This window comes from Methylobacterium sp. CM6246, assembly GCF_054818005.1.
Genome location: NZ_JBTXKY010000001.1, coordinates 1603599 through 1627305, shown reverse-complemented (window position 1 = coordinate 1627305; position 23707 = coordinate 1603599). Strand labels below are relative to the sequence as shown.

Sequence of the window (23707 nt, the reverse complement as noted above, 5' to 3'; positions counted from 1 at the left end):
CGAAGGATAAGGGGCCGGGTGGGACATCCGGGCTTCGGCTCAGCGGTTGCTCATCCTCAAGGTGCGCGCCTACCCCTGCCCATAGGCGCGGGCGACGAGCCGCATCGTGTGGAGATCGCGCGGAGCCGACCATGCAGTCCGCTCCTCGGGCCGGCGCAGCGCCGAGCCGAAGGCGCGGACCTGTTCGGCGAAGGGCGAGGTGTCGGCATCGAAGGCCTGCGGTTCGGAACACCCGGTCACGCCGTCGATGAACAGCAGCGTGCCGCCCGCCGTCTGGCCCATCGTGTTCTCGGCAACGAGCATGCCCTTGGTGCCGACGATCTCCAGGCGCCGGCGCGGGAGCGCGTCGGGGCAATTGTAGGCCACGTGCAGGCTCGCCAGCGCGCCGCCGGCGGTGCGGCCGATCAGCAGGGCACCGTCATCGACCGAATAGTCCTGGGCGCGGGTCTGGGTCAGGGCCGCGAGATCCGCGATCGGCTCGCCGAGCAGGAAATCCACGAGGTCGAGCCCGTGGGGCGCGAGGTCCATGAGCGCACCGCCGCCGGCCTGGGCGGCGTCGATCCGCCAGTTCGGCTGGCCGGCCTCCGACCAGTCGCGCCCGAGCCAGCAGGCGTAGACGATCCGCACCGTCGTGACGGTGCCAAGTCGCCCGGCCTCGACCTGAGCACGAATCGCCCGGTGGGCCGGATGGTGCCGCTGGTCGAACGCCGTCCCGTAGAAGATTCCTTGGTCCCCGACCGCCCGCACGATGGCGTCCGCGTCGTCGAGCGTCGCCGCCATGGGCTTCTCGCACAGGATCGCCTTGCCGGCGGCGGCCAGTGCCTCGACGGCACCGCGATGCAGGTGGTTCGGTGTCGCCACGTAGACCGCCTCGACCTCAGGCTCGGCCAGGAGGCCAGCCAGATCGGAATGGGAGCGGGCACCCGCGCGCTCGGCCGCTGCACGACTCAGCGGATCGGGATCGCACACGGCCACGAGCCGGTGCCCGGCGGCCCGGATACCCGGGGCCATGTAGTCGCGGGCGACCCAGCCGTAGCCGACGATGCCCCAGCCGACCCCGTCCATCACCAGCGCTCCGGCAGATCGACGAATTCGCGGGCGCGGACGCGCTGCGTCTCGGGCCCGTCGATGCGGCCGTCGAAGGTGATCTGCGCGGGGCCCGGCGATCGCATCGGGTAGGTGGCGCGGGGGGCGTATTCCGCCTCGTAGCGCTCGGAGGGCCAGCGGATCGCGTAGCCGTCCCCGTCCGGCCGATACAGCGGGTTGAGCCGCGTGACGGTGCCGGCCTTCGGCAGCGTCAGACCGTCCACCACCGCGCGCGGAGCCGGACGCATACCGGGGCCGGCCACCACCGAGAACGCCTCGCAGCTCCGCAATGCCGCGGGCTCCTGGGGAACCGGCGCCCGGGCCTCGACCAGGGCGCGGGTCAACTCGGCATCGTCGTACACGAGGGCGTCCGGGAACAGCTCGGCGATCTCTTCGGCGGTGACGGCCCGGCCGGCGGAGAAGCCCGGGCAGTCGCTGTTGTGGATGTGACTGAGCGCCAGCCAGCCGTCGTCCCCGGCATTCAGCCGCAGGTTCTCGAGCAAGGCCGCCTTATCGTCGAGGAAGTAGAAGGCGTCGTTGCAGGCCACGAGATCGACCGGCGCGCCGGGAATCGGCCAGTGCGGCGAGCCGGCGTCGAAGCAGACGAGTTGCGCCTTCGGCCCCACGACCCAATGGCGTGCGACCCAGAGCTTGGCGAAGACCACGTCGGCGCCGGCGGTCTTGCAGCCGCGGCGCTCGAGTTCCCGCAGGTAATGGCCGATGCCGCAGGCGAATTCGAAGACGCAGCGCGGCTCGTTCCAATGGGCTTCGAGCAGCGTCAGGCCGGCCAGGAAGGTCGGGTCGGTCCAGCGATGCAGGAAATAGTCGCCGACCCGGCCCCAGCCGAGCCAGTCGACCGCGTCCCGGAGGGTCGCGTCGCGCCGGCCCTTGATCAGCCGGATGATCCCGGCCGGGTCGGCGGGAGGGCCGTTCCACCAATCGTCCTGATCGACCAGCAGGGCGGCCAGGGCTTCGTCGGGCTCGCCCGCGTCGAGATGGGCCAGGACACGCTCGACAAGCGCCTCGCGGCCGACCCGCAGGTACGGGATGCCGTCGATGACGGGCCAGCGCGCGCCGGTGCCGGCGTCGCGCAGGGCGTGCGCCACATCGGACTTCAGGGGGTTGCCGGTCTGCGGCGATCGGAGTTCGAACGGGATCATGGGCTCTCGAGACCGCCCCGTCAGATGGGCGACCGGGTCTGACGGACAACGCGAGATCGGTCCTATGGGATGCACATGTCGCGCAGGACACGATCGTGGAACCCCTTCACCGGCCCGGCATGGACGAGCTCCCACTCATCGAGCACCGCCGCCATCGTGGTCGAGGCACCCCGCAGATGCTGGGCGATCTGGAGCACCCGGTCGACGCAGTCGGCCGCATGGAAGGCACGGCCCTCCGCGGTGGCGTCGTCCGGCAGGACCGCGCGCGCCCGCTCGACATGCCCCCGCAGGGACCCGTCGAACTCGGACATCGCCCAGCCGGTGGTCACGGCCATGATCGGGCCGAGATGGTCGCCGAGCAGCACCTCGCCGGTGAAGCCGGCATCCGGCATCGCGGCGTTGTGGAAGTGGTGTGCCATCGCGGCGAGGAACACGGTACCGGGATCGGCCCGGTAGAACGGGCTGAGGCAGACGCCGTAGACGGCCACGATCAGGCAATGCTCGGCGTGGTTCTCCGGCGGTTCCAGCAGGATCCGGGCGCGGCCGGGGCAGGTCACACCCGCCCGCGGCTGGCGGGCCAAGGCCGCCACGAAGGACGGCAAAGGCCCAGGCCGGCCCGGCGGGCGCGGCGTGAGCCGGCTGCGCAGCCGATCCCGCAGGTCGGGATCGAGGTCGCCGGTCACGGCGTCGAAGCCCGCGACCAGCACCGCGGAGGCCGCCGCATCGGAGAGACCCGCCGCCGACAGGAAGGCGGCGTCGAGGTCGCAGAGCCGCGTCGCGGCGAGCGTCGTCGCGGTGATGTCGAGGGCGACATCGTCGGGCGAGGCCCCACCCGTGAGAAGGCCCCACCCCTGTGCGAACAACCGCTCCGCGATCGACCCCTCGCGGCCCGCGGAGCGGACGCGCTTGAGGTCGTTCATCTCGACGAAGAGTTCGCGCAGCGCGGCCGGCGCCTCCGCACCGGACATTAGTGGACGCCGAGCCAGTCGAGAAGCATCGCTTCCTGCTTGCCGAAGGCATGCTCCGGCCCGCGGCCGTTCTTCACCATCGGGGCCTTGAAGAAGGTCGAGAGTTGCTCCTGCACGCCGCCGTCGCCGCGCTTCTTCGCCAAATCGAGCACACGGGCAATCTCGATCACGAGCGGCGCCGCCAGGATCGAGTCCTTACAGAGGAAGTTGACCTTGATCTGCATCCGCTGGCCCATGAAGCCGGTGACGTCGATGTTGTCCCAGGCTTCCTTGTCGTCGCCGCGGGGGCGATAGTAGTGGATGTGCACGAGGTGGTCCTCGACCGGGTAGCCGAGGATTGAGTCGAGCACCGTACCCTTGGTGTTGAGCTTCGACTGCAGCGAGTTCGGGTCGTTCAGGGCGAGGCCGTCGCGGTTGCCCAGGATGTTGGTCGAGAACCAGCCGTCGACGTGGAGGGCGCGCGCCTTGAAGGCGGGAGCCAGCACCGTCTTCATCATGGTCTGGCCGGTCTTGCCGTCCTTGCCGGCCACCGGGACGTTCATCTCCGTAGCCAATCCGAGCAGGGCCGGCACGTCAGCCGCGATGCTCGGGGTAAAGTTGGCGTACGGGATCCCGCTCTTGATCGCCGCGTAGGCGTAGAGCATCGCCGGCGAGATCGCCTCGTCGCTCGAATCCAGGCCCTTCTCGAAGGCGGCGGTGGAGTTCAGGGTCGGGTCGTTGAGGTCCGGCCAGCGCTCCGTGGAGGCGAGGTTCACGACGACCACCTCGTCGAGGTTGCTCTCTTTCTGGAAGCGGCGCAGGTCGTTGGCGATCACCGAGACCGCCTCGCGATGGTCCTTGGCGACGATGCGGTTCTGCCCGTCGATGTTCTTGCAGAACTTCGCACTGCCCACCGCCGGCCAGGGCGTGATGCCCTTCAGGACCTGGGCGCCGTTCTCGATGTCGTCCTTCGACAGCACGCCGTGACCGGTCGCAGCCGAAGCGAGGTCGTCGCCGTTCAGGTCCCAGCCGGCGAACACGAGGTCCTTGTAGTCCACCATGCCCGCGACGGAGAGGCCGGCGAGCGGCAGCCCGTCAAGCCGGTTCGATCCGGATTTGATCATTTCGATGCCGGCGATGGCAGTGGTGGCAACGGCGCCACCCATGCCAACGAACGCGACGCCGACGCGGCGACCGGTCTGCATGCTCATCGGGAAATAGTGTCCTTGTGGGGACGCGCGTCGCGTCTGGGGAATGAGTAGTTGAGCCCCCCGGGGCGATATTTAACTGGCTCGACCGTGGCCCGTTCCAAGTCGAATGCGACAACTTTGCGCCTCGAGATCGCCAAGCACGGCCGGATCACGGCGTTAAGGCGGCCTGAAAAAGCAGGGTTAACCCTTCGTTGACCGTGCCACGCTTGAATCACGGAGCCGTCCCATTCTGGTCACGGCAGGCGCCGATAGGGCCGCCGCTTCGAAGAGCCCGGCCGCCAGACGCCGGGCCGACGCAAGGGACAATCTGGAAGAGGACCAGTGATGGGGGTTTTCCCGGAGCCGGCGCGTTGCGCCGACGACGTGAGCCGACTCGTGCCGAATACGTCCGACTGCACGAGCTGTTTTGAGGATGAGACCGTGGCCTGGCTGCCGCGGCAGCAGGATGGGACCCAGCACCGGGCACTTCGCCGCATGGGCCGCAACGGCCTCCGGCGCTTCACCGGGACCCTGGCTCTGGGCGTCGTTTCCGGGTTCGGCCTGCCGCAGGCGGCCTTCGCGCCGGCCTTCTTCGCGCCCGCCGCGCAGGCCCATGACCGGATCGATATTAGCCCGCGCACCGCCCAGACGCTCGCCGCCGACGGCCGCACCGGCTGGATGCGGGACGGTGCGCCGGACGAGGGCCTGCGGGCCGGATTCCCGGACGCGGCGCCGGCCGAGGGCGTGGCCGCCTGGACCGGGCTCCCCGTCGAGGACCAGGAGCCGGCGACCGCCGCGCTGATCCAGGACGACCTCGCGAGCCTGCCACGGGTCATCCAGGAGCAGGGCGAGGATTCCGTCCGGTTCGGCGAGCGCAGCGTGCCGCGCAAGGTGGTCGACACGATCGTGAAGGCCTCCGACGAGGCCGGGGTCGACCCGGTCTACATGATGGCCCTCGCCGACAAGGAATCGAGCTTCGACACGGAGGCCAAGGCCGGGACCTCCTCGGCGCAGGGCCTGTTCCAGTTCGTCGCCCGCACCTGGCTGGAGATGATCCGCGATTACGGCGCCCGCTACGGTCTCGACGAAGAGGCCGCCGCCGTGAAGGGCCGCGGCTCCGCGATCACCGTCACGAGCCCCATGCGGGCCCGGGTGCTCGGCCTGCGCAACGATCCCCGGATCGCCGCCCTGATGGCGGCCGAGCTGATCAAGCGCGACCGCGAGCGGATCGAGGCGCGGGTCGGCCGGGCACTCACCACCACGGAGCTGTACCTCGCCCACTTCCTGGGCAGCGCCAGCGCCGGGCGCTTCCTGTCGCTCTCCTCGGAGAAGCCCGACGAGGTGGCGGGACGCGAGTTCCGCAGCGCCGCCCGGGCCAACCGCAGCCTGTTCACCGAGAAGTCCGGCGGCAAGCGCCGCAGCCTGACGGTCGCGGAGCTGCACGGCCGGATCGACGACATGATCGACCGCCGCCTGACCCGCTACCAGGGCGTCGCCGCGGTGGCGGGGGCCGTCGACAGGGCGCCGGCCCAGACCGAGACCGCCGCCAACGAGGCCGGCCCGTCGCCGGACAACCGCCGCGTCGAGGTCACGGAGGCGCTGCCGCCGGACGGCGTCTGACGCCAGCGACGGTCAGTGCCCGCCCGCCGCCGCGCCACCGCCGAGCTTGACCGATTTCAGGCTCAGCGCGAGGGGCACCGCGCAGGCGGCGACCAGGCCCAGCACCCAGAACACGTCGATATAGGCCCAGTAGGCGACTTCGGTCTGGAGCACGGTGCCGATCCAGGCTGTCGCCTGGCTCTGGGCCTCGACGCCGGCATAGCCGTGCTCGGAGAAGTACTGCGTCGCCTGCCGCATGGTCTCCTGGTAGCCCGGCGCCGTCGGGTTGACGCTCTCGACCAGCCGGCTCTGGTGGAACTGGCTGCGGTAGGCCAGCACGTTCTGGGCGAGCGAGACGCCCATGGAGCCGCCGACGTTCCGGGCGACGTTGATCAGGGCCGAGGCCTGGTCGGTCTGGTCCTTGCGCAGGCCCTCGTAGGAGGCCGAGGTGATCGACAGGAACACCATCGGCAGGCCGATGCCGATATAGACCCGCGACCACGCGAAGAACGAGAAGGTGGTCGTGCCGTTGAGGCGCGTCAGGTCGTACATTCCCAGCGCCACGATGGTCATGCCAGCGGCGATCAGCCATTTCGGCTGCACGTAGGCCGAGGCCCGGCCGGTGAGGAACATCATCACCACCGTGACCATGCCGCCCGGGCCGAGGACGAGGCCCGACAGGGTGGCGGTGTAGCCGTAATATTCCTGCGTGATCTGCGGGATGAACTGCGTGGTCGAGATCAGGATCGCCCCGGTGAACATCATCACCAGGAAGCAGGAGCCGAACTGGCGGTTGCCGATCAGGCGCAGGTCCACCGCCGGGTTCTTGTGTTTCAGGAGCCACGGGATCATGGCGACGAACGAGACGACCATGAGGACGCCGGAGACGTTCATCAGCGTCGAGGTGCCGAACCAGTCCTTCCGCTGCCCCTCGTCGAGGATGACCTCGAGCGAGCCGAGGAACACGGCCACCAGCAGGAAGCCGACGAGGTCGAACCGGATGCCCTTGCGCACCAGGGCGCGGCGCTCCTTCTTGGCCGCCTCGCTGTCCTCGATCAGCCAGTACATCAGCCCGAGCGCGATCATGCCGATCGGCCCGTTGATCAGGAAGCACCAGTGCCAGGAGGCGTTGTCCGACAGCCAGCCGCCCAGCGTCGGGCCGATCACGGGCGCGACCACGATGGCCACGCCGTAGAGGGCGAAGGCCTGCCCGCGCTTCTCGGGCGGGAACGAATCGGCGAGGATCGACTGCGCCAGCGGCGCCATGCCGCCGCCACCCAGTCCCTGCAGCACCCGGAACAGCAGCAGCGATTCGAGGCTCCAGGCGAATCCGCACAGGATCGACGCGATGGTGAACAGGGCCACCGACCACATGAAGAACGCCTTGCGGCCGTAGCGCTTGGCCAGAAAGCTCGACGCCGTCAGCGTGATCGCGTTGGCCACCAGGTAGCTCGTCACAACCCAGGCCGCCTCGTCGGGCCCGACCGCGAGGCCGCCTGAGATGTAGCGCAGGGCGACGTTGGCGATGGTGGTGTCGAGCACCTCCATGAACGTCGCCAGCGCCACCACGCCGGCGATCAGCCAGGGATTGTGGCCGCCGGGCGCCTTTGCAGCGGATGCCTTCCCCGCGGACATCTTTCCCGCTGATGGTTTGCCGGCAGGCGATCTGCCTCCGGAGGACCGGCCGGTTCCGGCCATCGCGGTCACCGGACCGTGACGGTGGGCACGACCGACATCCCCGGACCGATCGACACGTCCGTCGGCCAGTCTTTCACCACGATCTTCACCGGGATGCGCTGCGTGACCTTCACGTAGTTGCCGGTGGCGTTCTGGGCTGGCAGCAGGCTGAAGGCAGTGCCCGAACCCGGCTGGACGGAGGCCACTGTGCCGTGGATCTTGCGGCTCGGATAGGCGTCGATCGCGAGGTCCACCGGCTGGCCGGGACGCATGTCGGCGATCTGCGTCTCTTTGTAGTTCGCCGTCACCCAGATGTCGTCCGGCACGAACATCGACAGGCTCTGGCCGGCCTGCGCGTAGGCTCCGATGCCGCCCGTCAGACGGACCACGCGCCCGGGCTGAACGGCCTGGATCGTCGTGTAGCCGAGGTTCAGCTCGGCCTGCTCGACCTGCGCCTTGTCGCGGGCGAGCTGCGCCTCCGTCGAGGCCTTCTGGGCCTGGAGCGAGCCGATCTGCTTCTGCGCCGCGACGACGCTCGCATTGGCGCTCTGCACGGAGGCCTGGCGCTGTTGCAGCGTCGAGGTGGCCGACTGGGATTGTTGGACCGAGCCCGATCCGCGCTCCGCCAGATCCTTGTACCGGGCCGCATCCTCCTGAGCGAACTTCAGCGCCGCCTCGGCGGTGGCGACCTGAGCCTTCGACACGTCGATGTTGGCGTACTGGGCCTGAACCTGGGCATCGATGTTCTTGATCGCCGCCTCGTCGGCCACGACCTGCGCCTTGGCCTGCTCGAGGGCGATCTGGTAGTCGCGCTGGTCGATCTGGAACAGCATCTGCCCGGCATCGACGTGCTGGTTGTCGGTAACCGGCACCGCGACGAGATAGCCGCCGACCTTCGGCTGGACCGAGATGCTGCGGGCATCGACGAACGCGTCGTCGGTGCTCTCGTAGGGGTGCATGTACAGCAACCAGTAGAAGAACACGGCAACGCCGAGCGCGACCACCGCGAGGCCTCCGAGGATGAACGCCACCGGATGACGCCGCAGGACGCTCGGGCGCCGTTCGTCTTCGTCCTGCTCACCGTCCTCGGAGCCACCGTCCTCCTGGTCGCCATCCTGGTCGGCGTCTGCCTCGGGCGCACGGCGGTCGTCGTCCTGGGACGGCTTGCGCGCGGTCTCGGGCGTGTCGTTGCGGCCTAGGTCCAGGATGTCGCGAGCGGGCGGCTCGGGCCGGCTGTCGGCCGGCAGCGGATGGGACGCGGACTCGGCTGCCTGCCGCGGATCGTCAAACATGGCGTCTCATCACCACGGGATCGGCCGGCCACCCTGCGGCGGCCGGGCTCTGTTCGTGCCCGCCTCGGTCAGCAAAAGCCGGCGGCCGCGGCAAGGTTCCGGCCCGGCGGCGGCCGCGATCAGGAACGCTTGTCGCAGTGCAGCGTTCAGCGGGCGGGTCGGCCGGGCATGCGCCCGACGCGCTTCGGAGTTCCGCCATGACCAGCACCCCGTCCCCGAGACCACCGGGATCCGGCGTCGGCTCGACCGCGACGTCGTCTTCGGGCATCCCCCTCACCGGCACCGCCCGGCTGGACGCCATGAGCACGGTGCTCGCCCGGAACTGGTGGCTCATCGCCCTGCGCGGCGTCGTCGCGATCCTGTTCGGGATCGTCGCCTTCGCGGCGCCGCAGGCCTTCGTGCTGTCGCTGGTGTTCCTGTTTGCCGCCTACATGCTGGTCGACGGACTCTTCGCCATCGTCGGCGCGGTGCGGGCGGCGCAGCGGCACGAGCGCTGGGGCTTCCTGTTGATCGAGGGCATCGTCGACGTCGTCGTGGGCGTGGCTGCCGTGCTGGTGCCGGCCGCCGCGGTCTGGGCGTTCGTGTTGCTCCTCGCCGCCTGGGCGCTCGTGACCGGCGGCCTGATGATCGCGGCCGCGTTCAGGCTGCACCTGCATTACGGGCGCTGGTGGCTGGGGCTCGGCGGCCTGGTCTCGATCCTGTTCGGCATCGCGCTGATCCTGGAGCCCGGCATGTCCGCCCTGGTCCTGACTTGGTGGATCGGCGCCTACACGTTCGCGTTCGGCGTGCTCCTGCTGATCCTCGCGGTGAAGCTGCGCAGCCGCCACGGGATGGCCGGACCGGTCGCCGGGCGGTAGCGGTTTGCGTTGCGCGGGGCACACGGTCGCGGCGCCTCGGTCGCCGCGACCGGGCCTCGTTCGTTTGTCGGCGGGACACGCACCCGAATGCAGCTTAGAACGCGGCCTCGACCGGACGGTCCGGTCCCGGAACACGCATCGCGATGACGCCAGACGCGCCGGAGCGCGCACCGACCGATCCGGGCCCCGCGCGGGATCCCGGGGCCGACACGTCGGACCCGCGCCGGGCGGCCCGCGAGGCCGGACGCGCCGCGCGCGACCTTTTCCGCCACCTGTGGATCCTGATCGCCGCCGCCGGACGCGGCGTCCTGCAAGCCGGGCGTTCTGGTTTCTCGGGCATCGCCGGCGCCCTGACCCGTCGACGTGACCGCGCGCAGCCCGTCGCGGCCGATCGGCCCGCTGCGGCGAACACGGTACCGCGCGTCGCGGCAGGTCACGGCCGCTTCGCCCGCCGCTTCGCCCGCCTGCGGCGCCGGCCCGTTCTGCTCGCCGCCGGGGCCGCGATCCTGCTGCCGGCCCTGGCGCTGGCGGTCTACCTGCTGGCCGCCCTGGTGACCCTTCCGCCGCTGGGTGGGGCGATCGTCGATACCGGCCAACGGGCGATCACCGTCGAGGCCGATGACGGCCGGGTCTTCGCCACCCGGGGCAGCTTCCGCGGCCAGAAGCTCACCGCCGCCGACCTGCCCGCGAACCTCGCCAAGGCGATCGTCGCGATCGAGGATCGCCGGTTCTACAGCCATTGGGGCATCGACCTGCGCGGGCTCGCCCGCGCCGCCTGGCGCAACGCCGCGGGTGGCGGGGTGCGCGAGGGCGGCTCGACGATCACGCAGCAATATGTCCGCCTGACCTCGCTCAACCAGGAGAAGACGCTCTGGCGCAAGGTCCAGGAGGCGTTCCTCGCGCTGCGGGTCGAGACGACCATGAGCAAGGACGAGATCCTGCTCGGCTACCTCGACACCGCCTATTTCGGGGCCGGCGCCTACGGGGCGGACGCGGCCGCCCGGCGCTATTTCGGCAAGCCCGCCAAGGCGCTGACCCTGCCCGAGGCGGCCATGCTGGCCGGGCTGGTGCGGGCGCCCTCGCAGCTCGCCCCGACCCGCAACCTCGGCGGCGCGAAGGAGCGCGCCGACGTGGTGCTCCAGGCCATGGTCGAGACCGGGGCGATCACGCAGAAGGAGGCCGACGCCGCGCGCAAGCAGAGCGTCACCCTGAAGTCTCCGCCCGAGGCGCCGCCCGGCACCAACTACTTCCTCGACATGATTGCCGGCGACGTGAAGCGGCTCGCCGGCACCGACGGCGACATGACCGTGCGCTCCACTCTCAACCTCGACCTGCAAAGCCTCGCGGAGGGCGTCGTCGCCCGGCGCCTCGACAAGGACGGCGCCAAGCGCAAGGTCGGCCAGGCCGCCATGGTGGTGCTGTCGAAGGCCGGCGCGATCCTCGCGATGGTGGGTGGCCGGGACTACGAGGACAGCCAGTTCAACCGCGCGGTCCAGGCCAAGCGCCAGCCGGGCTCGCTGTTCAAGCTCCTGGTCTATCTGACCGCCTACGAGCAGGGCCTGACGCCCGAGAGCGTGATGGACGACCGCCCAGTGCGCATCGGCGACTGGGAGCCCGAGAACGACGACGGGCGCTATCGCGGCCCTGTGCCGCTGCGGACCGCCTTCGCGCTATCGATCAACACAGTGGCGGCCCAGCTCGGGCAGGATGTCGGCATCCCGGCGGTGATCGCCACCGCCCGCAAGCTGGGGATCCAGTCCGAGCTGCCGAACGTGCCGAGCCTCGTCCTCGGCTCCGGCACCGTCAGCCTGCTGGAGATGACCCGCGCCTACGGCTCGGTGCTGTCCGGCCGCGCGCCGCTCGCGAGCTTCGGCATCCACGCGATTCGCGGGGCGGGCCCGCAGCCGCTCTACGTCCGGGCCGAGCCGGCGCCGGCCACCACCCTGGGGCAGGAGCCGCGCCAGATGATGCTCGATTCGCTCCAGGCGGTGGTCGATTCCGGGACCGGCCGGGCGGCGCGGGTGCCGGGCCAGATCATCGGCGGCAAGACCGGCACCAGCCAGGATTTCCGCGACGCCTGGTTCGTCGGCATGACCCCGGACCTCGTGGTCGGGGTCTGGATCGGCAACGACGACGACAGCCCGATGAACCGGATGTTCGGCGGCGAGATGCCGGCCGGGATCTTCCACGATTTCATCCAGCGGGCCTCCGCCCAGCTCGCCAAGAACCGTCCGCGCCCGTCGGCGGAACGGGCCGAGCCGGCCCCGGCCGTCGCGTCGGCGCCGCAGCCGGCCCCTCAGCCGATCCCTGTCGCGTCCAGCGAGATCCGGGGCGTGCCCGAGGTGATCGACACCGGGACCCTGTCGCTGCGTGGGCGGACCGTGCGCCTCCTCGGCGTCGTGGGCGAGCGCGGGCATCTCGCCCGGCAGCTCGCCAAGTACCTGCGTCGCCGCGAGGTGGTCTGCAGCGTGTCCGAGGATGCCGCCGGCCGGTGCCGGATCGAGGGCGACGACCTCGCCGCCCTGATCCTCACCGCGGGCGGCGCCCGGGCCTCGGACGATGCGCCCCCCGACCTCCTCGGCGCCGAGGAGCAGGCCCGGGCGGAGCGCGTCGGCCTATGGGGCCGGTGATCGGTTAAGGGTGCCCGAGCTTAGCGAGCGTCCGCGGGTCGGGCTCGCCGTCGAAATACCGCGTCAAAGCCGCGTCGAAACCCGGCTCCTCCGGCGCGGCGCGCGCGAACAGGGTCATGCTGGAGCGGAATTTCATGTCGTCCGGGGAGCCGAAGATCGCGTGGGCCGTGCGGCCGGTGACGCCGTTCACCGCCGTCGTGCAGGCGCGCAGCCGCGCGCCGAGCACCGGATGCGCGCCGTAGGCCCGCGCTTCGTCCAGGGTGCCGATCGCGTAGCGTTGCGCCATCGGGCTGGAGCCCAGGCCGGCGATCTGCGGGAAGATGAACCACATCCAATGGCTGCGCTTCTCCCCGGCCCGCAATTCCGCGAGGGCCCGGTCGTAGACGCCCGCCTGGGCGGCGACGAAACGGTCGAGATCGTAGGGTTCGGCCATCATGATCCGGCTCCGGGCTGCACCACACCAACCCGGTAGCGGGCGCCCGGATGCGTGCGGCCGACGCGCGGCCGGGGGATCGCGCCAGTAGCACCGGATGCTCGACACGCTCACCGGCTTCATGATCGAGAACTGGAACGCCGGGCGCGCTCTCCCGGGCGGCCGGATTATCCGGACGGGCGCTGATCGCTGCCGGCGGACGACCTATCTCGGCGGGACGTGCCGTCGGCCGGTGGGAGGCACCGGTCCGGATGCAACCGTACACGGAGACGTCTGATGCCGAAGATCACCGTCCGGGGACTCGCGTTCCGCTATCTCCTGGAGGGGCCCGAGGACGCCCCCGTGGTTGCGTTCTCGAACTCGCTCGGTGCCACCCTGGACATGTGGGACGCCCTGCTGCCGGCGCTCGCCGGCCGTTTCCGGACCCTGCGCTACGATACCCGCGGGCATGGCGGCTCCGAGACGTGCGACCGGCCGACCGAGATCGCGGACCTAGCCGGCGATCTCGCGGGGCTCCTCGACGCGCTCGGGATCGCCCGCGCCCATCTGGTCGGGCTCTCGCTCGGCGGCATGATCGTGCAGGCGCTGGCCAGCGCCGATCCGGAACGCTGCACGAGCGCGACCCTGATGGCGACGGCCGCGCATCTTCCAAGCACGCAGAGCTGGGACGAGCGTGCCGATACGGCGCGGATGCAGGGGACCGGTGCGCTCGTCGATGCGACGCTGGCGCGCTGGTTCACCCCCGCCTTCGCCGAACACTCACCCGGCGCCATGCGGGCCGTGCGGGAGCGCTTCGTCGCCTGCGATCCGGTCGGCTACGCGGTATGCTGCGGCGTCATCGGCCGGATGGACCTTCGGCCCGCCCTGTCCGCGATCGCGGCCCCGGCCCTGGTGATGGCCGGGCGCGACGACCCATCGACGCCCCCCGCCATGGCCGAGGCGCTCTGCGCCGGCATCGCCGAAGCCGAACTCGTGGTACTGCCGCGGGCGGCGCACCTCCTGGCGGTCGAGCGCGCCGACGCCGCCGGACGCTACCTGCGGGCGTTCCTCGATCGCATCGAGGCCGGCAGCGCCTGAGGACCGGCGACCCTCAAGCCGGCCATCGCCTTGAACGAGGCGTCAGTGGCAGGGAATGCCGGCCTCGGCGGGCGTCATGCCCCGCGCGAGCCGGCGCCCGACATGAAACAGGACCTTCTCGATCAGCGCGATGGTCAGCGGATCGCCGTCGTGTTTCGCGAACTGATAGGCGTCGAGCAGGCTGTCGCTGATGTCGCCGAGCAGGTCCGCGGGATCGTGCGGCGCGTCTGCCCCGTGTGTCGGCACCGGAGCGGCCGCCGATTCGCCCACCGGCCCGACACGGGTGACCTGCGAGCCTTCGATGACCTGGCGCGCGGCGTCGATCATGGCCCGCATCTCTGCAAGCAATTCGAGGCTCGTGACGTCGTCTGGCGTGTCCTTACGCATGGTTCGGTCCCCCAACCGGCTCCAAACTGCACCTACAGGTTGCGATCAGTCAACCGTCCCCCTGCCCATCTTGCAGGCATAACGGTTTCAAAGCGGGATTGTCGCAGGCTACGCCGTCGGAAAGGTCGATCCCGACATCATCAAAGAAGAAGGTGATTACAACCGAGGGATGTAATAGCAGTGACGCCAGCTTGCCGGCCATCCACATGGCATTCCCGGTTCGAACGCAAGAACGCCCCCGCGGAGAGATCCACGGGGGCGCCTGCATCTTCGATGCGCGCAATCAGTATTAACGCAACGTTACTTGACGAGGGCGAGCAGCGCCTTGCCGGCCTTGGAGTTCAGCTCCTTGGCGTCGAGGGTGCCGTCGTTGTCCGGGTCGGCCATCTTGAAGCGCTCGCCGACGGCCGCGAGGTATTCCTTCTTGTCGACGGTACCGTCGTTGTCCGGATCGGCCTGCTTCAGGCCGGCCTTGCTCAGGCGACCCTTCAGCTCCTTGGCGTCGAGGGTGCCGTCGGCATCCTTCTCCAGGCGGTCGAAGGTCGCGGAGGCGACGGCCTCGACTTCCTTGAGGTCGACGGTCCCGTCGTTGTCGGTGTCGATCATCTTGACGGCGCTGGCGCCCGTCACCGGCTTGGCGAGGGCGGCCGGGACGGCGAGGCCGGAAACGGCGAAGGCAAAAGCCGCGAAACCACTGATGAACCGAAGGGTCATTGCCAAATTCTCCCGAAACTCGATGCGGGATCTTCCTAGTCTCGCCCAGACAATGCTGCAAGTGCGAAATTGGCAGGGCAGGCCAGTCGCACGTCTTCCGGGTGACGAACGACGCGAAAAAGGGGTCGGCCTGGGCCGACCCCTCAAAACGCATTCAGTCACGCAAGCTGTGGACAGCCCGAATCAGTAACCGTAGCCGCGGCGAACCGCCGGACGGTCGTCCTCGAATCGCTGGCGACGATACATCCGGTCGTCGTCATCGGCGCGGTCACGATCCCGGCGGTATTCGTCCCGGCGGAAATCCCGCTCCCGCTGACCGCGCGAGCGCAGGTCGACGCTGGGACCGTCGGGTCCGATATCGATGCGCTGGGCCGAAGCCGGGACGACAGTCGCGAGGGAGGCGGCCAGGATGGCGCCGGCGAGCAGGGTCTTCATGGGACACTCCTTCGTGCGTTGGGGTCCCAACACAGTCTCGCGACGATCGTTCCCGATTCGCCCAGGCATCTCCCGCGGCGTCGCAGAGGTCCCGGCTGTCTCAGGCCAGCGTCGACAAGTCCTGAAACCAATGCTGCGCCTGAACATAGTTCTTCACCCGCGGTGACAAAGCGTGCGGGTTGGTATCGTGCACCACCCAAACCTGCACCGCGTCGTCGACGACGATTTCGTGGATGCGGGCCAGCAGCCTGTTCTGCTCCTCGGGGTCCAGGCTCGCCTTCACCTTGTCGCAGAGGGCGTCGACCTCGGGATTGCGGTAGTGGCTCCAGTTCACGCCGCTCGGGGCGATCTGCTTCGAATCGTAGAAGCGCAGGATCGCGTAGAACGGATCCGAGGTGACGTAGGCGATGTTGCCGGCGGTGACGCCCTTGAGGCTCGGATCCGCCGCGCCCTGGCGCCACGCCGTGTAGGCGACCTCCAGCTCGACGGTCTTGAACTCGACCTGGATGCCGACTTCGGCCCAGCTCTGCTGGACGAACTCGTTGATCGGCAGGGACAGCATCTGCCCCGTCCCGCCGGTGGGGATCATGATCGTCGCCTTCGCCGGGTTCTTCACCGAGAACCCGGCCTCCTCCACGAGCTTGCGCGCCGCCTCGACGTCGGTCCTGATCTGGAAGCTCGGCTTGCCGAACCACGGGCTCGACGTCTGCATCTGGCCCACCGCCGGCTGGGCGAGGCCGCCCAGAAGCTGGACCACGCCGTCGCGGTCGATGGCGAGGTTGGCGGCCTTGCGCAGGCGCACGTCCCGCCAGGGCGAGCCTTCCAGCATCGACAGGTGGTAGTTCCAGACATGGGGCGTGTCGTTGCCGACGACGCGCATGCCGGATGACTTGAGGCGCGGCACCGCGTCGGGGGCCGGCGCCTCGATCAGGTCGACGTTGCCGGAGAGCAGCGCGTTCACCCGGGCGAGGTCCTCCGGCACGCAGGTCAGCGTCAGCTTCGCGAGCTTGGGCACCCGCTTCGGGTTCCAGTAGCCGGCGTTCGGCAGGAGCTCGAGGCGGACCCGCGGGACCAGCTGGCCCATCTTGAACGGGCCGGTGCCCGAGGGCTGGAACGCGAACTTCGCCCAGTCGCGCCCCACCGCCTCGTACTGGGCGGGCGAGGAGATCAGGAACCACAGCATCTGGTAGGGGAACAGGCTGTCGGGGTTCTTGGTCGTCACCTGGACGGTCTTCGCGTCGAGCTTGCGGTAGCTCGCGACGCCCGGCAGCCGCGGGCGGACCTGGGCGGCCTGCCGCTGGTCGAAATGCGGTGCCTCCTTGTTGAGCACCTTGTCGAAGTTCCAGATCACCGCGTCGGCGTCGAAGGCCGAGCCGTCATGGAACGCCACGCCCTCGCGCAGGTGGAAGACCCAAACCTTCGGATCCGCCGCGTCGACCGCCCAGGAGGTGGCGAGACCGGGGACCATCCGGCCCGGCCGGTCGGCAATGCCCAGATCCCAGGCGACGAGGGGATCGTACAGGGTCAGGCCGGTGAACTGGTAGCCGCCGGCGCCGCGATCCGGCTGGCCGGTCGTGAGCGGGAGGTCGGTCATCGAGATGCCGTAGGTCAGGCTGCCGGCGGCCGCGCCCTGCGCGCCGGCCCGGCCCGCGGTGCCGAGCGCAGCCAGGGCGGCGCCCCCGGCCATGAGCGAGCGGCGTGTCGGCTTGATCGGGTCCATCGGGTCTCTCGGCAGAAGGGGACGCGCGGCCGGCCGGCGGTCGCCCCCGTCATCGAGACGCACCGCAGGCAGGCTGCATACGGTATCCTGCATGCATCGTGCCCAGCGCGGCGGCGGTCGGTATTCTGCGCCTCAGGCTCCCCAGACCTGCCCGGGCCGCAGCGCCAGGAAGCGCTCGGGAGCGATGCCGTGCGCCTCCAAGGCCGCCGCCAGAGCCTCTGCGGGCCGCTCGATGCCCTCGTCGGTGAGCTGGAACGTGCCCCAATGGTGGCCGAGCGCCTGGTCGGCCCCGAGCAGCGCGAAGGCCTCCACGGCCTCGGCCGGGTTTACGTGCTGCGCCTGCATGAACCAGCGCGGCTCGTAGGCACCGATCGGCAGGGTCGCGAGGCGGGGCGCCCCGAACCGGGCGCGGATGTCGCGGAACAGCCCGCCGTCGCCGAATCCGGTATCGCCCACATGGTAATGGACGCCCTGGGCCGAGGTGATCACGAAGGCGCACCACAGCGCCATGCGCCGGTCCTGCACGCCGCGGGCCGACCAGTGGTTGGCCGGCACCAGGTGGACGGCGAGACCGTCGCCGAGATCCACCGACTCACCCCAGTCGCGGGTCTCGACGTGCATCGTGTCGTCGAAGTTGCGCAGGATCGTGTCGTTGCCCAGCGGCGCGACGATCAGCGGCTGGTGGGCCTGCCAGATCCGGGCGAGGTTCGGCCCGTCGAGATGATCGTAATGGTTGTGGGTGATCAGCACCGCATCGATCGGGGGCAGGTCGGCGAACGCGATCCCGGGCGGGTTGACCCGCTTCGGTCCGGCGAACCGGACCGGGCTGGCGCGCCGGGCGAAGACCGGATCGATCAGGATGTTGCGGCCGGCGACCTGCACCAGGTAGCTCGCGTGCCCGATTAGCACGACGCGCAAGGATCCGCTGCGCTCGGGCGGACGGTCCGCGGGGAACGGGCTCACGTAGCTCTTCGGCCAGGGCTCGCGCTGCCGCTTGGCCTGCCAGCGCAGCACGTCCGGCAACGACTTGTCGGTGGCCTGGTCCGGCAAAAAGAAGCGCAGGCCGTCGAAATGGTCCGATTCCGGGCCGCGATAATAGGGGTTCTTGCCCCGGCGGTGGGCGGCATAGCCGACGCCGCCGAGCGTCATCACCGTGGCCGCACTCGCGACCGTGAGCAGGCTGCGCCGTTTCATGGTTGGGAAATGGCCGGCCCGGCGCCGTGGTCAAGCTCCGGCCACCGCGACGGGGAGCCTCAGGCCCGCTTTTGCCTCACTCCACGGCCTCGGCGGCGAGCGACAGGCGGGCGCGGAACACGACCTTGCCGACCGTATCGCGGACGCAGGCGACGTAATCCTGGCGCTCCACGTCGGGTAGCATGTCGCGGGCGATCGCCGACATGATCCGGGTGACCTTGGCGCGGGCGGCCGGCAGGTCCGGCAGGTCGAAGCCGACCTCGTCGCGGACCGGCTGGGAACCGTCATGGAGGTCGATGTAGAAACGGGGCATCGGCGCGCAGCGTCTCGAGAGGAATAGGTCTAGGAAATCATTGCGCAAAGTGTGGTTAATAGAGCGTTACTCGCCCTGAATAGAGCCCAATAACTGCCCTATAAATCAGGACCGCCAGCGCAGCTCGCGCCGTTCCAGGGGATTCTCGAACGGGCGCCCGGTGCGAGCCGAGTCCAGGGCTTCGCGCTTGAGCCGGAAATACCATTGCGAGGGCAGGTCGCCCTGTCCGAACAGCACCATGGTCGGCTTACGGTCCAGGCCGTCCTGCGCGTGCTGAAGCACCTCCTGGTCCTGCGTGAGGAACTGCCGCATCAGCGGCCGCGCGATGGGCTTGAGCAGGTTCAGCGCCGGCATGCTCCACACCAGGACGTTGGTCAGCATCGTCCGGTCCGGCGTGAGCGGCGTGGCGAAGGTGTAGTTGGCCACCCGCTTGTCACCCGCGCGGATGCGCTCCAACCGGACCCCGGGCAGCCGGAACTCGATCTCGACCTCGGGCACGCCGCCGAGCAGGCGGTAGACTGGTGAGCTCGTCGTGGTGGCGTGGCTCGTCATGACGAAGCCGTGCGGCACCGGCTGGAACGTCTTGACCTTCTCGCGCAGCTGCTTCGAGGGCCGGAACCACCAGCTGTCGTGCACGAAGGCGACATGGCCGGGATCGACCAGACTCAGCGTGGTGAGATCGTAGGACGCCTCGACCACGAGCTCCACGACCAGGGAGCCGGCCGGCTCGAAATCCAGCTCCGGCACCGCGGGCACGTCGCCGGAGGCGGGCCCGAGATGCGGGTTCACCCACAGGAACCCGGCGCTCTCCCGTACCGGGAAGCGCTGGACCTGGATGCGGGAGAAATCGGCGGCGTCGTGCTCGGACAGGGTCGGGACGTCCCGGCAGCGCCCGTCCGTGCCGAAGCGCCAGCCGTGGAACGGGCACATCAGGGTGTCGCCGTCGAAGCGGCCCTTCGACAGGGCCATGCCGCGATGCGGGCAGCGGTCGCGCAGCGCGAACGGGGTCCCGTCAGGGGCCCGGCCGAGCACGATCTGCTCGCCGTTCAGCTCCACGGCGCGGAGCCCGGTGCGGCCGAGGCTGCGGGACTGGCCAACGCAGTACCACGCGTTGCCGAGCGGCTGACGCATGGCCTCGGGATCGAGGGCTGCATCCTCGGGCGGACGCGGCAGGGGCGTGACGGGCGCGTTCAACGGCGGTTCGGGCTGACCTCGGTGGGCTCGTCATACGCCCGGCAGCCGGAGCGGGAAAGCGGGCGCACGGGGAGGACAAACGGGCGCAGCCACGGGGCTTCACAAGCCGGGTCCGGCCACCTACCTTCGCATCACCCGCAACGAACGAAAGGAGGTGATCCAGTGTCTCATTGTCATCAGCCGTCAGTCTCGGCTTACCGGACCTGGACCGTCGCCTCCGGCGAGTCGCTCTAAGACGCGTCTGAGCCCCGATTTCGGGACAGTTCCGCCGGACATGACGGTTCGGCAATGGAAGGGCCACCCTCACGGGTGGCCCTTCGGCTTTTCAGGAGGTGTCTTCAGCGCTTCGGGGCCTGGAACAGCGGCTGGGCCAGGGCCTCGGTCCGGGCGCGCCACAGGTCGCGCTCCTCGCGCAGGGCGTCGCGCTCGGCCGCCATCGCGTGACGCTCGGCCCGCAGCCCGTCTCGTTCCGTGACCGCGCGGTCGCGCTCGGCCCGCATGTGTTCCCGCTCCTGACGGAACCGCTCGCGCTCGCTCCGGAACTCCTCCCGCTCGGCGCGAACCTCCTCCTGCTCGGCGCGCAGGTCCTCGATCGAGCCGATTTCCTCGCGGATATGGTCCCGCAGCGCCCGGATCTCCTCGGCCAGGATCGCCTGCAGCTCGGTCTGGCGGTCGGCCTCGAGCTTCAGCTTGGCCTTGAGCATCATGTTCTCGGCCATCAACTCGGACACGTCCGCATCCTCCGCGACCGCGCCGGGCGCCTCGGGCTGCGCCACGAGCCGCGGCGACCAGGCCGCCTCGGCGGCCCGGGGGGCCTTGGTATCCGGTTCAGCCTCATACGGGCGGTCGTCGCCATGCTGCTCGGCGGGGCTGTGGGTCTTCATCGTCGCCAGCCAGTCCCGCAGGGGGCCGGGGGCGATGCGGCTGCCGGTCTCGTGCGGCGGCAGGGTGCGGGCGGGTTCCGACATCGGCGGTCGTCCTGAACGGGTGCTGCCCGATCAGAGTCGCAACATGCTTAACGATCCGTAAAAGTTAATGGCACTTGGTCCTTTCAACCGTGAGATGGTTCGCGGGCGGGATACCGAAAATTGACTTTTGCGGTGGCTGCCGCTACCCCGCGCTTCCGATCCGTAGCAGATCGTCACGACACGAAGCCGACCGGCCCCTGAGGCCGGAGGTCAACGCCCGACAGCGCGTTCGCGCCCTCGGGCGCGATCTGTGTTGGGCCGATCCGCTTCGCCGGGCTCCGCCGGTCGAGGCTTATCGCATGACCCAAGTCGCCGTGACCCCAGCCGCATTGAATATCGCGGATGCGATCAACGAGACCTGCCCGTGGTCGGGCAAGCCGATCTCGGCCGACTCGCTGACGCTCTACAACGGCGCGGTGGTCGGGTTCTGCAATCCGGAGTGCCGGGACAAGTTCGCGAGCGCCGTGCGCAGCTTCGAGGCCGCCCTCCAGGCGCGCCGCGTCGAGCGCGCCGGTCTCGAACAGTAAGCGCGGGTCGGAAAAACCATGTTCGAAGGCCTGTCCGACCGCCTGTCCAGCATCCTCTCGGGGCTCACCCGCCGGGGCGCCCTGACCGAAGCCGACGTCACCGCGGCGATGCGCGAGGTCCGCCGCGCCCTGTTGGAAGCCGACGTGGCTCTGGAGGTCGTGCGCGGCTTCACCGACCGGGTGAAGGAGAAGGCGGTCGGCGCCGTCGTGCTCAAGTCGGTCACCCCCGGCCAGATGGTCGTCAAGATCGTCAACGACGAGCTGGTGGCGATGCTCGGCACGGATGCCGAGGTGATCGACCTCAACGCCCCCGCGCCGGTGCCGATCCTGATGGTCGGCCTCCAGGGCTCGGGCAAGACCACCACCACCGCCAAGATCGCCCGGCGCCTGTCCGAACGCGAGAAGCGCCGCGTCCTGCTGGCCTCCCTCGATACCCGCCGCCCGGCCGCCATGGAGCAGCTCGCGGTGCTGGCCAAGCAGGTCGGCGTCGAGAGCCTGCCGATCGTGGCCGGCCAGTCGGCGGTGCAGATCGCCAAGCGCGCCATGGAGGCGGCCCGCCTCGGTGGCTTCGACGTGGTGATGCTGGACACCGCCGGCCGCACCACGGTCGACGAGGCCCTGATGGTCGAGGCGGCCGAGGTGAAGGCCGCGACGCGGCCCCACGAGGTGCTGCTGGTCGCCGACGCGCTGACCGGCCAGGACGCGGTCAACACCGCCCGCGCCTTCGACGAACGGCTCGGCGTCACCGGCATCGTGCTCACCCGCATGGACGGCGATTCCCGCGGCGGCGCGGCGCTCTCGATGCGCGCCGTCACCGGCAAGCCGATCAAGCTCGTCGGCACCGGCGAGAAGGTCGACGCGCTCGAGGAGTTCCACCCGGCCCGCGTTGCCAACCGCATCCTCGGCATGGGCGACATCGTCTCCCTGGTCGAGAAGGCCGCCGAGACCATCGACCACGAGCAGGCGCTCCGCACCGCGGAGAAGATGCGCAAGGGCAAGTTCGACCTGGAGGACCTCTCCATGCAACTCGCCCAGATGGAGAAGATGGGCGGCATCGGCGGCCTGATGGGCATGCTGCCCGGCATGGGCGCCATGAAGAAGCAGGTCGAGGGCGCCAACCTCGACGAGAAGATGTTCAAGCGCCAGCGGGCGATCATCTCGTCGATGACCCCGCACGAGCGGAAGAACCCCGATCTGCTGAAGAACTCCCGCAAGAAGCGCATCGCGGCGGGCTCCGGCGTCGATGTCTCGGAGATCAACAAGCTCCTGAAGATGCACCGGACCATGGCCGACATGATGAAGGCGATGGGCTCGGGCAAGCGCGGCATCGGGCAGGCCCTCGGCTCGATGTTCGGTCTCGGCGGCGGTGGCATGGGCGGCGGCATGCCGGGAGGCCTTCCGCCGGGCATGCCCGAGCCGACGCCCGAGCAGATCGCGCAGATCGAGAAGCAATTCGGCGGCAAGCTGCCGCCGATGCCGCCGGGCCTGGGCGGAGGCGGACTGGGCGGCGGCCTGGGTGGAATGCCGAAGATGCCGGGGCTTCCCGGCCTCGGCGGCCCGAAGCTGCCCGGTCTCGGCGGCTTCATGCCGGGGAAGAAGAAATGAGCGTCCTCGCTGCCCAAGCGGTCGATCCCGAACTCGCCCGCCTGCGCGACAGCATCGACAATTTCGATGCGGCGCTGATCCATCTGCTCGCCGAGCGCTTCCGCTGCACGCAGCGGGTCGGCGAGCTCAAGGCCCGAAAGGGGATCCCCCCTTCCGATCCGGACCGGGAGGCGCGTCAGGTCGCCCGGCTCCGCACACTCGCGGTCGAAGCCAAGCTCGACCCCGACTTCGCCGAGAAGTTCCTGGCCTTCGTGGTCAAGGAGGTCATCCGGCACCACCAGACGATCGCGGCCAACCATGCGCCGTCGGTCGACGAACAGAGAAAGTCCTAAGACAATGGCCCTGAAGATCCGTCTCACGCGCGGTGGCGCCAAGAAGCGTCCGTACTACCGCATCGTCGTCGCCGACGCCCGCGCCCCCCGCGATGGCCGCTTCATCGACAAGGTCGGCGCCTACGACCCGATGAAGGCCAAGGACGATCCGGCCCGGATCCAGCTCGACGCCGAGAAGATCCAGGGCTGGCTCGCCAAGGGCGCGCAGCCGACCGACCGGGTCCTGCGCTTCCTCGACCAAGCCGGCCTCGCCAAGCGCCCGACGCGCAACAACCCGCAGAAGGCCGAGCCCGGCGAGAAGGCCAAGGAGCGCGCGACCAAGCGCGCCGAGAAGGCCGCCGCGCCCGCCGAGGACGCCGCGGCCTGAGGC

24 protein-coding genes are annotated in these 23707 nt (G+C 69.9%); 8 read left to right on the top strand and 16 right to left on the bottom strand.

Annotated features, from left to right (window positions below; genetic code table 11):
• Positions 1-69: 69 nt before the first annotated feature.
• The 4 genes from ACYQPG_RS08090 to ACYQPG_RS08075 all read right to left on the bottom strand — a co-directional run bounded on the left by ACYQPG_RS08090 (position 70) and on the right by ACYQPG_RS08075 (position 4404).
• A complete protein-coding gene (locus ACYQPG_RS08090) occupies positions 70-1065 on the bottom strand; it encodes a Gfo/Idh/MocA family protein (protein ID WP_461230702.1) in 996 nt (331 codons plus the stop codon).
• Positions 1065-2246: a class I SAM-dependent methyltransferase gene (locus ACYQPG_RS08085; RefSeq protein WP_461230701.1), complete on the bottom strand. Its 1182-nt coding sequence runs from the start codon at positions 2244-2246 to the stop codon at positions 1065-1067. Before ACYQPG_RS08085 ends, ACYQPG_RS08090 begins: the two co-directional genes overlap by 1 nt.
• Before the next feature lie 62 nt (positions 2247-2308).
• Positions 2309-3214 carry an HD domain-containing protein gene (locus tag ACYQPG_RS08080; RefSeq protein WP_461230700.1) on the bottom strand — a complete coding sequence of 302 codons (906 nt, stop codon included), beginning with the start codon at positions 3212-3214 and terminating at the stop codon, positions 2309-2311.
• Positions 3214-4404, bottom strand: coding sequence for an inositol-3-phosphate synthase (locus tag ACYQPG_RS08075; RefSeq protein ID WP_147906406.1), 1191 nt, complete (start codon positions 4402-4404; stop codon positions 3214-3216). Before ACYQPG_RS08075 ends, ACYQPG_RS08080 begins: the two co-directional genes overlap by 1 nt.
• 324 nt (positions 4405-4728) lie before the next feature.
• On the opposite strand from ACYQPG_RS08075, the gene ACYQPG_RS08070 reads away from it, so the two are divergent.
• Positions 4729-6003, top strand: coding sequence for a transglycosylase SLT domain-containing protein (locus ACYQPG_RS08070; protein WP_461230699.1), 1275 nt, complete (start codon positions 4729-4731; stop codon positions 6001-6003).
• 12 nt (positions 6004-6015) lie between these two features.
• Here ACYQPG_RS08070 and ACYQPG_RS08065 read toward each other — a convergent pair whose 3' ends face one another.
• On the bottom strand, positions 6016-7617 hold the full coding sequence (locus ACYQPG_RS08065; protein WP_461230698.1) for a DHA2 family efflux MFS transporter permease subunit: 1602 nt from the start codon (positions 7615-7617) through the stop codon (positions 6016-6018).
• A gap of 68 nt (positions 7618-7685) precedes the next feature.
• Positions 7686-8951, bottom strand: a complete 1266-nt coding sequence (locus ACYQPG_RS08060) for an HlyD family secretion protein (RefSeq protein WP_419829138.1) — start codon at positions 8949-8951, stop codon at positions 7686-7688.
• 197 nt (positions 8952-9148) lie between these two features.
• Between ACYQPG_RS08060 and ACYQPG_RS08055 the strand changes: the two genes are divergently transcribed.
• Together ACYQPG_RS08055 and ACYQPG_RS08050 are read left to right on the top strand one after the other, a co-directional pair.
• Positions 9149-9808: an HdeD family acid-resistance protein gene (locus tag ACYQPG_RS08055; protein ID WP_147939007.1), complete on the top strand. Its 660-nt coding sequence runs from the start codon at positions 9149-9151 to the stop codon at positions 9806-9808.
• A 143-nt stretch (positions 9809-9951) separates the two neighbouring features.
• A complete protein-coding gene (locus tag ACYQPG_RS08050; RefSeq protein ID WP_461230697.1) occupies positions 9952-12438 on the top strand; it encodes a PBP1A family penicillin-binding protein in 2487 nt (828 codons plus the stop codon).
• Between the two features lie 4 nt (positions 12439-12442).
• Here ACYQPG_RS08050 and ACYQPG_RS08045 read toward each other — a convergent pair whose 3' ends face one another.
• Entirely contained in the window at positions 12443-12871 is a 429-nt protein-coding gene (locus ACYQPG_RS08045) for a DUF1810 domain-containing protein (RefSeq protein ID WP_461232436.1), read from the bottom strand.
• Between the two features lie 276 nt (positions 12872-13147).
• On the opposite strand from ACYQPG_RS08045, the gene pcaD reads away from it, so the two are divergent.
• Positions 13148-13948: a 3-oxoadipate enol-lactonase gene (gene pcaD, locus ACYQPG_RS08040; protein WP_461230696.1), complete on the top strand. Its 801-nt coding sequence runs from the start codon at positions 13148-13150 to the stop codon at positions 13946-13948.
• A gap of 42 nt (positions 13949-13990) precedes the next feature.
• Here the strand turns inward: pcaD and ACYQPG_RS08035 are convergent, their stop codons facing one another.
• The 9 genes from ACYQPG_RS08035 to ACYQPG_RS07995 all read right to left on the bottom strand — a co-directional run bounded on the left by ACYQPG_RS08035 (position 13991) and on the right by ACYQPG_RS07995 (position 20873).
• Complete coding sequence (locus ACYQPG_RS08035) at positions 13991-14275, bottom strand: hypothetical protein (protein ID WP_147939010.1); 285 nt, start codon at positions 14273-14275, stop codon at positions 13991-13993.
• Positions 14276-14384: 109 nt separating this feature from the next.
• Complete coding sequence (locus ACYQPG_RS08030; RefSeq protein WP_461230695.1) at positions 14385-14537, bottom strand: hypothetical protein; 153 nt, start codon at positions 14535-14537, stop codon at positions 14385-14387.
• A gap of 98 nt (positions 14538-14635) precedes the next feature.
• Positions 14636-15049: a CREC-EF hand family protein gene (locus ACYQPG_RS08025; RefSeq protein ID WP_147906398.1), complete on the bottom strand. Its 414-nt coding sequence runs from the start codon at positions 15047-15049 to the stop codon at positions 14636-14638.
• A 183-nt stretch (positions 15050-15232) separates the two neighbouring features.
• Positions 15233-15484, bottom strand: a complete 252-nt coding sequence (locus ACYQPG_RS08020; RefSeq protein ID WP_147906397.1) for a hypothetical protein — start codon at positions 15482-15484, stop codon at positions 15233-15235.
• Between the two features lie 100 nt (positions 15485-15584).
• The gene (locus tag ACYQPG_RS08015) at positions 15585-17204 is read right to left on the bottom strand and encodes an ABC transporter substrate-binding protein (protein ID WP_147939011.1); all 1620 of its coding nucleotides are present in this window, start codon (positions 17202-17204) and stop codon (positions 15585-15587) included.
• 132 nt (positions 17205-17336) lie between these two features.
• The gene (locus ACYQPG_RS08010; RefSeq protein WP_461230694.1) at positions 17337-18398 is read right to left on the bottom strand and encodes an MBL fold metallo-hydrolase; all 1062 of its coding nucleotides are present in this window, start codon (positions 18396-18398) and stop codon (positions 17337-17339) included.
• Positions 18399-18474: 76 nt separating this feature from the next.
• Positions 18475-18711, bottom strand: a complete 237-nt coding sequence (locus ACYQPG_RS08005; RefSeq protein WP_147856934.1) for a DUF6894 family protein — start codon at positions 18709-18711, stop codon at positions 18475-18477.
• A 105-nt stretch (positions 18712-18816) separates the two neighbouring features.
• Positions 18817-19842: an aromatic ring-hydroxylating oxygenase subunit alpha gene (locus tag ACYQPG_RS08000; protein ID WP_461232435.1), complete on the bottom strand. Its 1026-nt coding sequence runs from the start codon at positions 19840-19842 to the stop codon at positions 18817-18819.
• Between the two features lie 401 nt (positions 19843-20243).
• The gene (locus tag ACYQPG_RS07995; protein ID WP_461230693.1) at positions 20244-20873 is read right to left on the bottom strand and encodes an ATPase; all 630 of its coding nucleotides are present in this window, start codon (positions 20871-20873) and stop codon (positions 20244-20246) included.
• 299 nt (positions 20874-21172) lie between these two features.
• Between ACYQPG_RS07995 and ACYQPG_RS07990 the strand changes: the two genes are divergently transcribed.
• Genes ACYQPG_RS07990 through rpsP form a run of 4 tightly spaced genes read left to right on the top strand, consistent with a single transcriptional unit; the run spans position 21173 to position 23704 of the window.
• Entirely contained in the window at positions 21173-21400 is a 228-nt protein-coding gene (locus tag ACYQPG_RS07990; protein WP_147906393.1) for a glutathione S-transferase, read from the top strand.
• A gap of 18 nt (positions 21401-21418) precedes the next feature.
• Complete coding sequence (gene ffh / locus ACYQPG_RS07985; protein ID WP_461230692.1) at positions 21419-23005, top strand: signal recognition particle protein; 1587 nt, start codon at positions 21419-21421, stop codon at positions 23003-23005.
• Positions 23002-23337, top strand: coding sequence for a chorismate mutase (locus ACYQPG_RS07980; RefSeq protein ID WP_147906391.1), 336 nt, complete (start codon positions 23002-23004; stop codon positions 23335-23337). The genes ffh and ACYQPG_RS07980 overlap by 4 nt, the downstream gene beginning before the upstream one ends.
• Positions 23338-23341: 4 nt before the next feature.
• Entirely contained in the window at positions 23342-23704 is a 363-nt protein-coding gene (gene rpsP / locus ACYQPG_RS07975; protein WP_007559476.1) for a 30S ribosomal protein S16, read from the top strand.
• Positions 23705-23707: the final 3 nt, after the last annotated feature.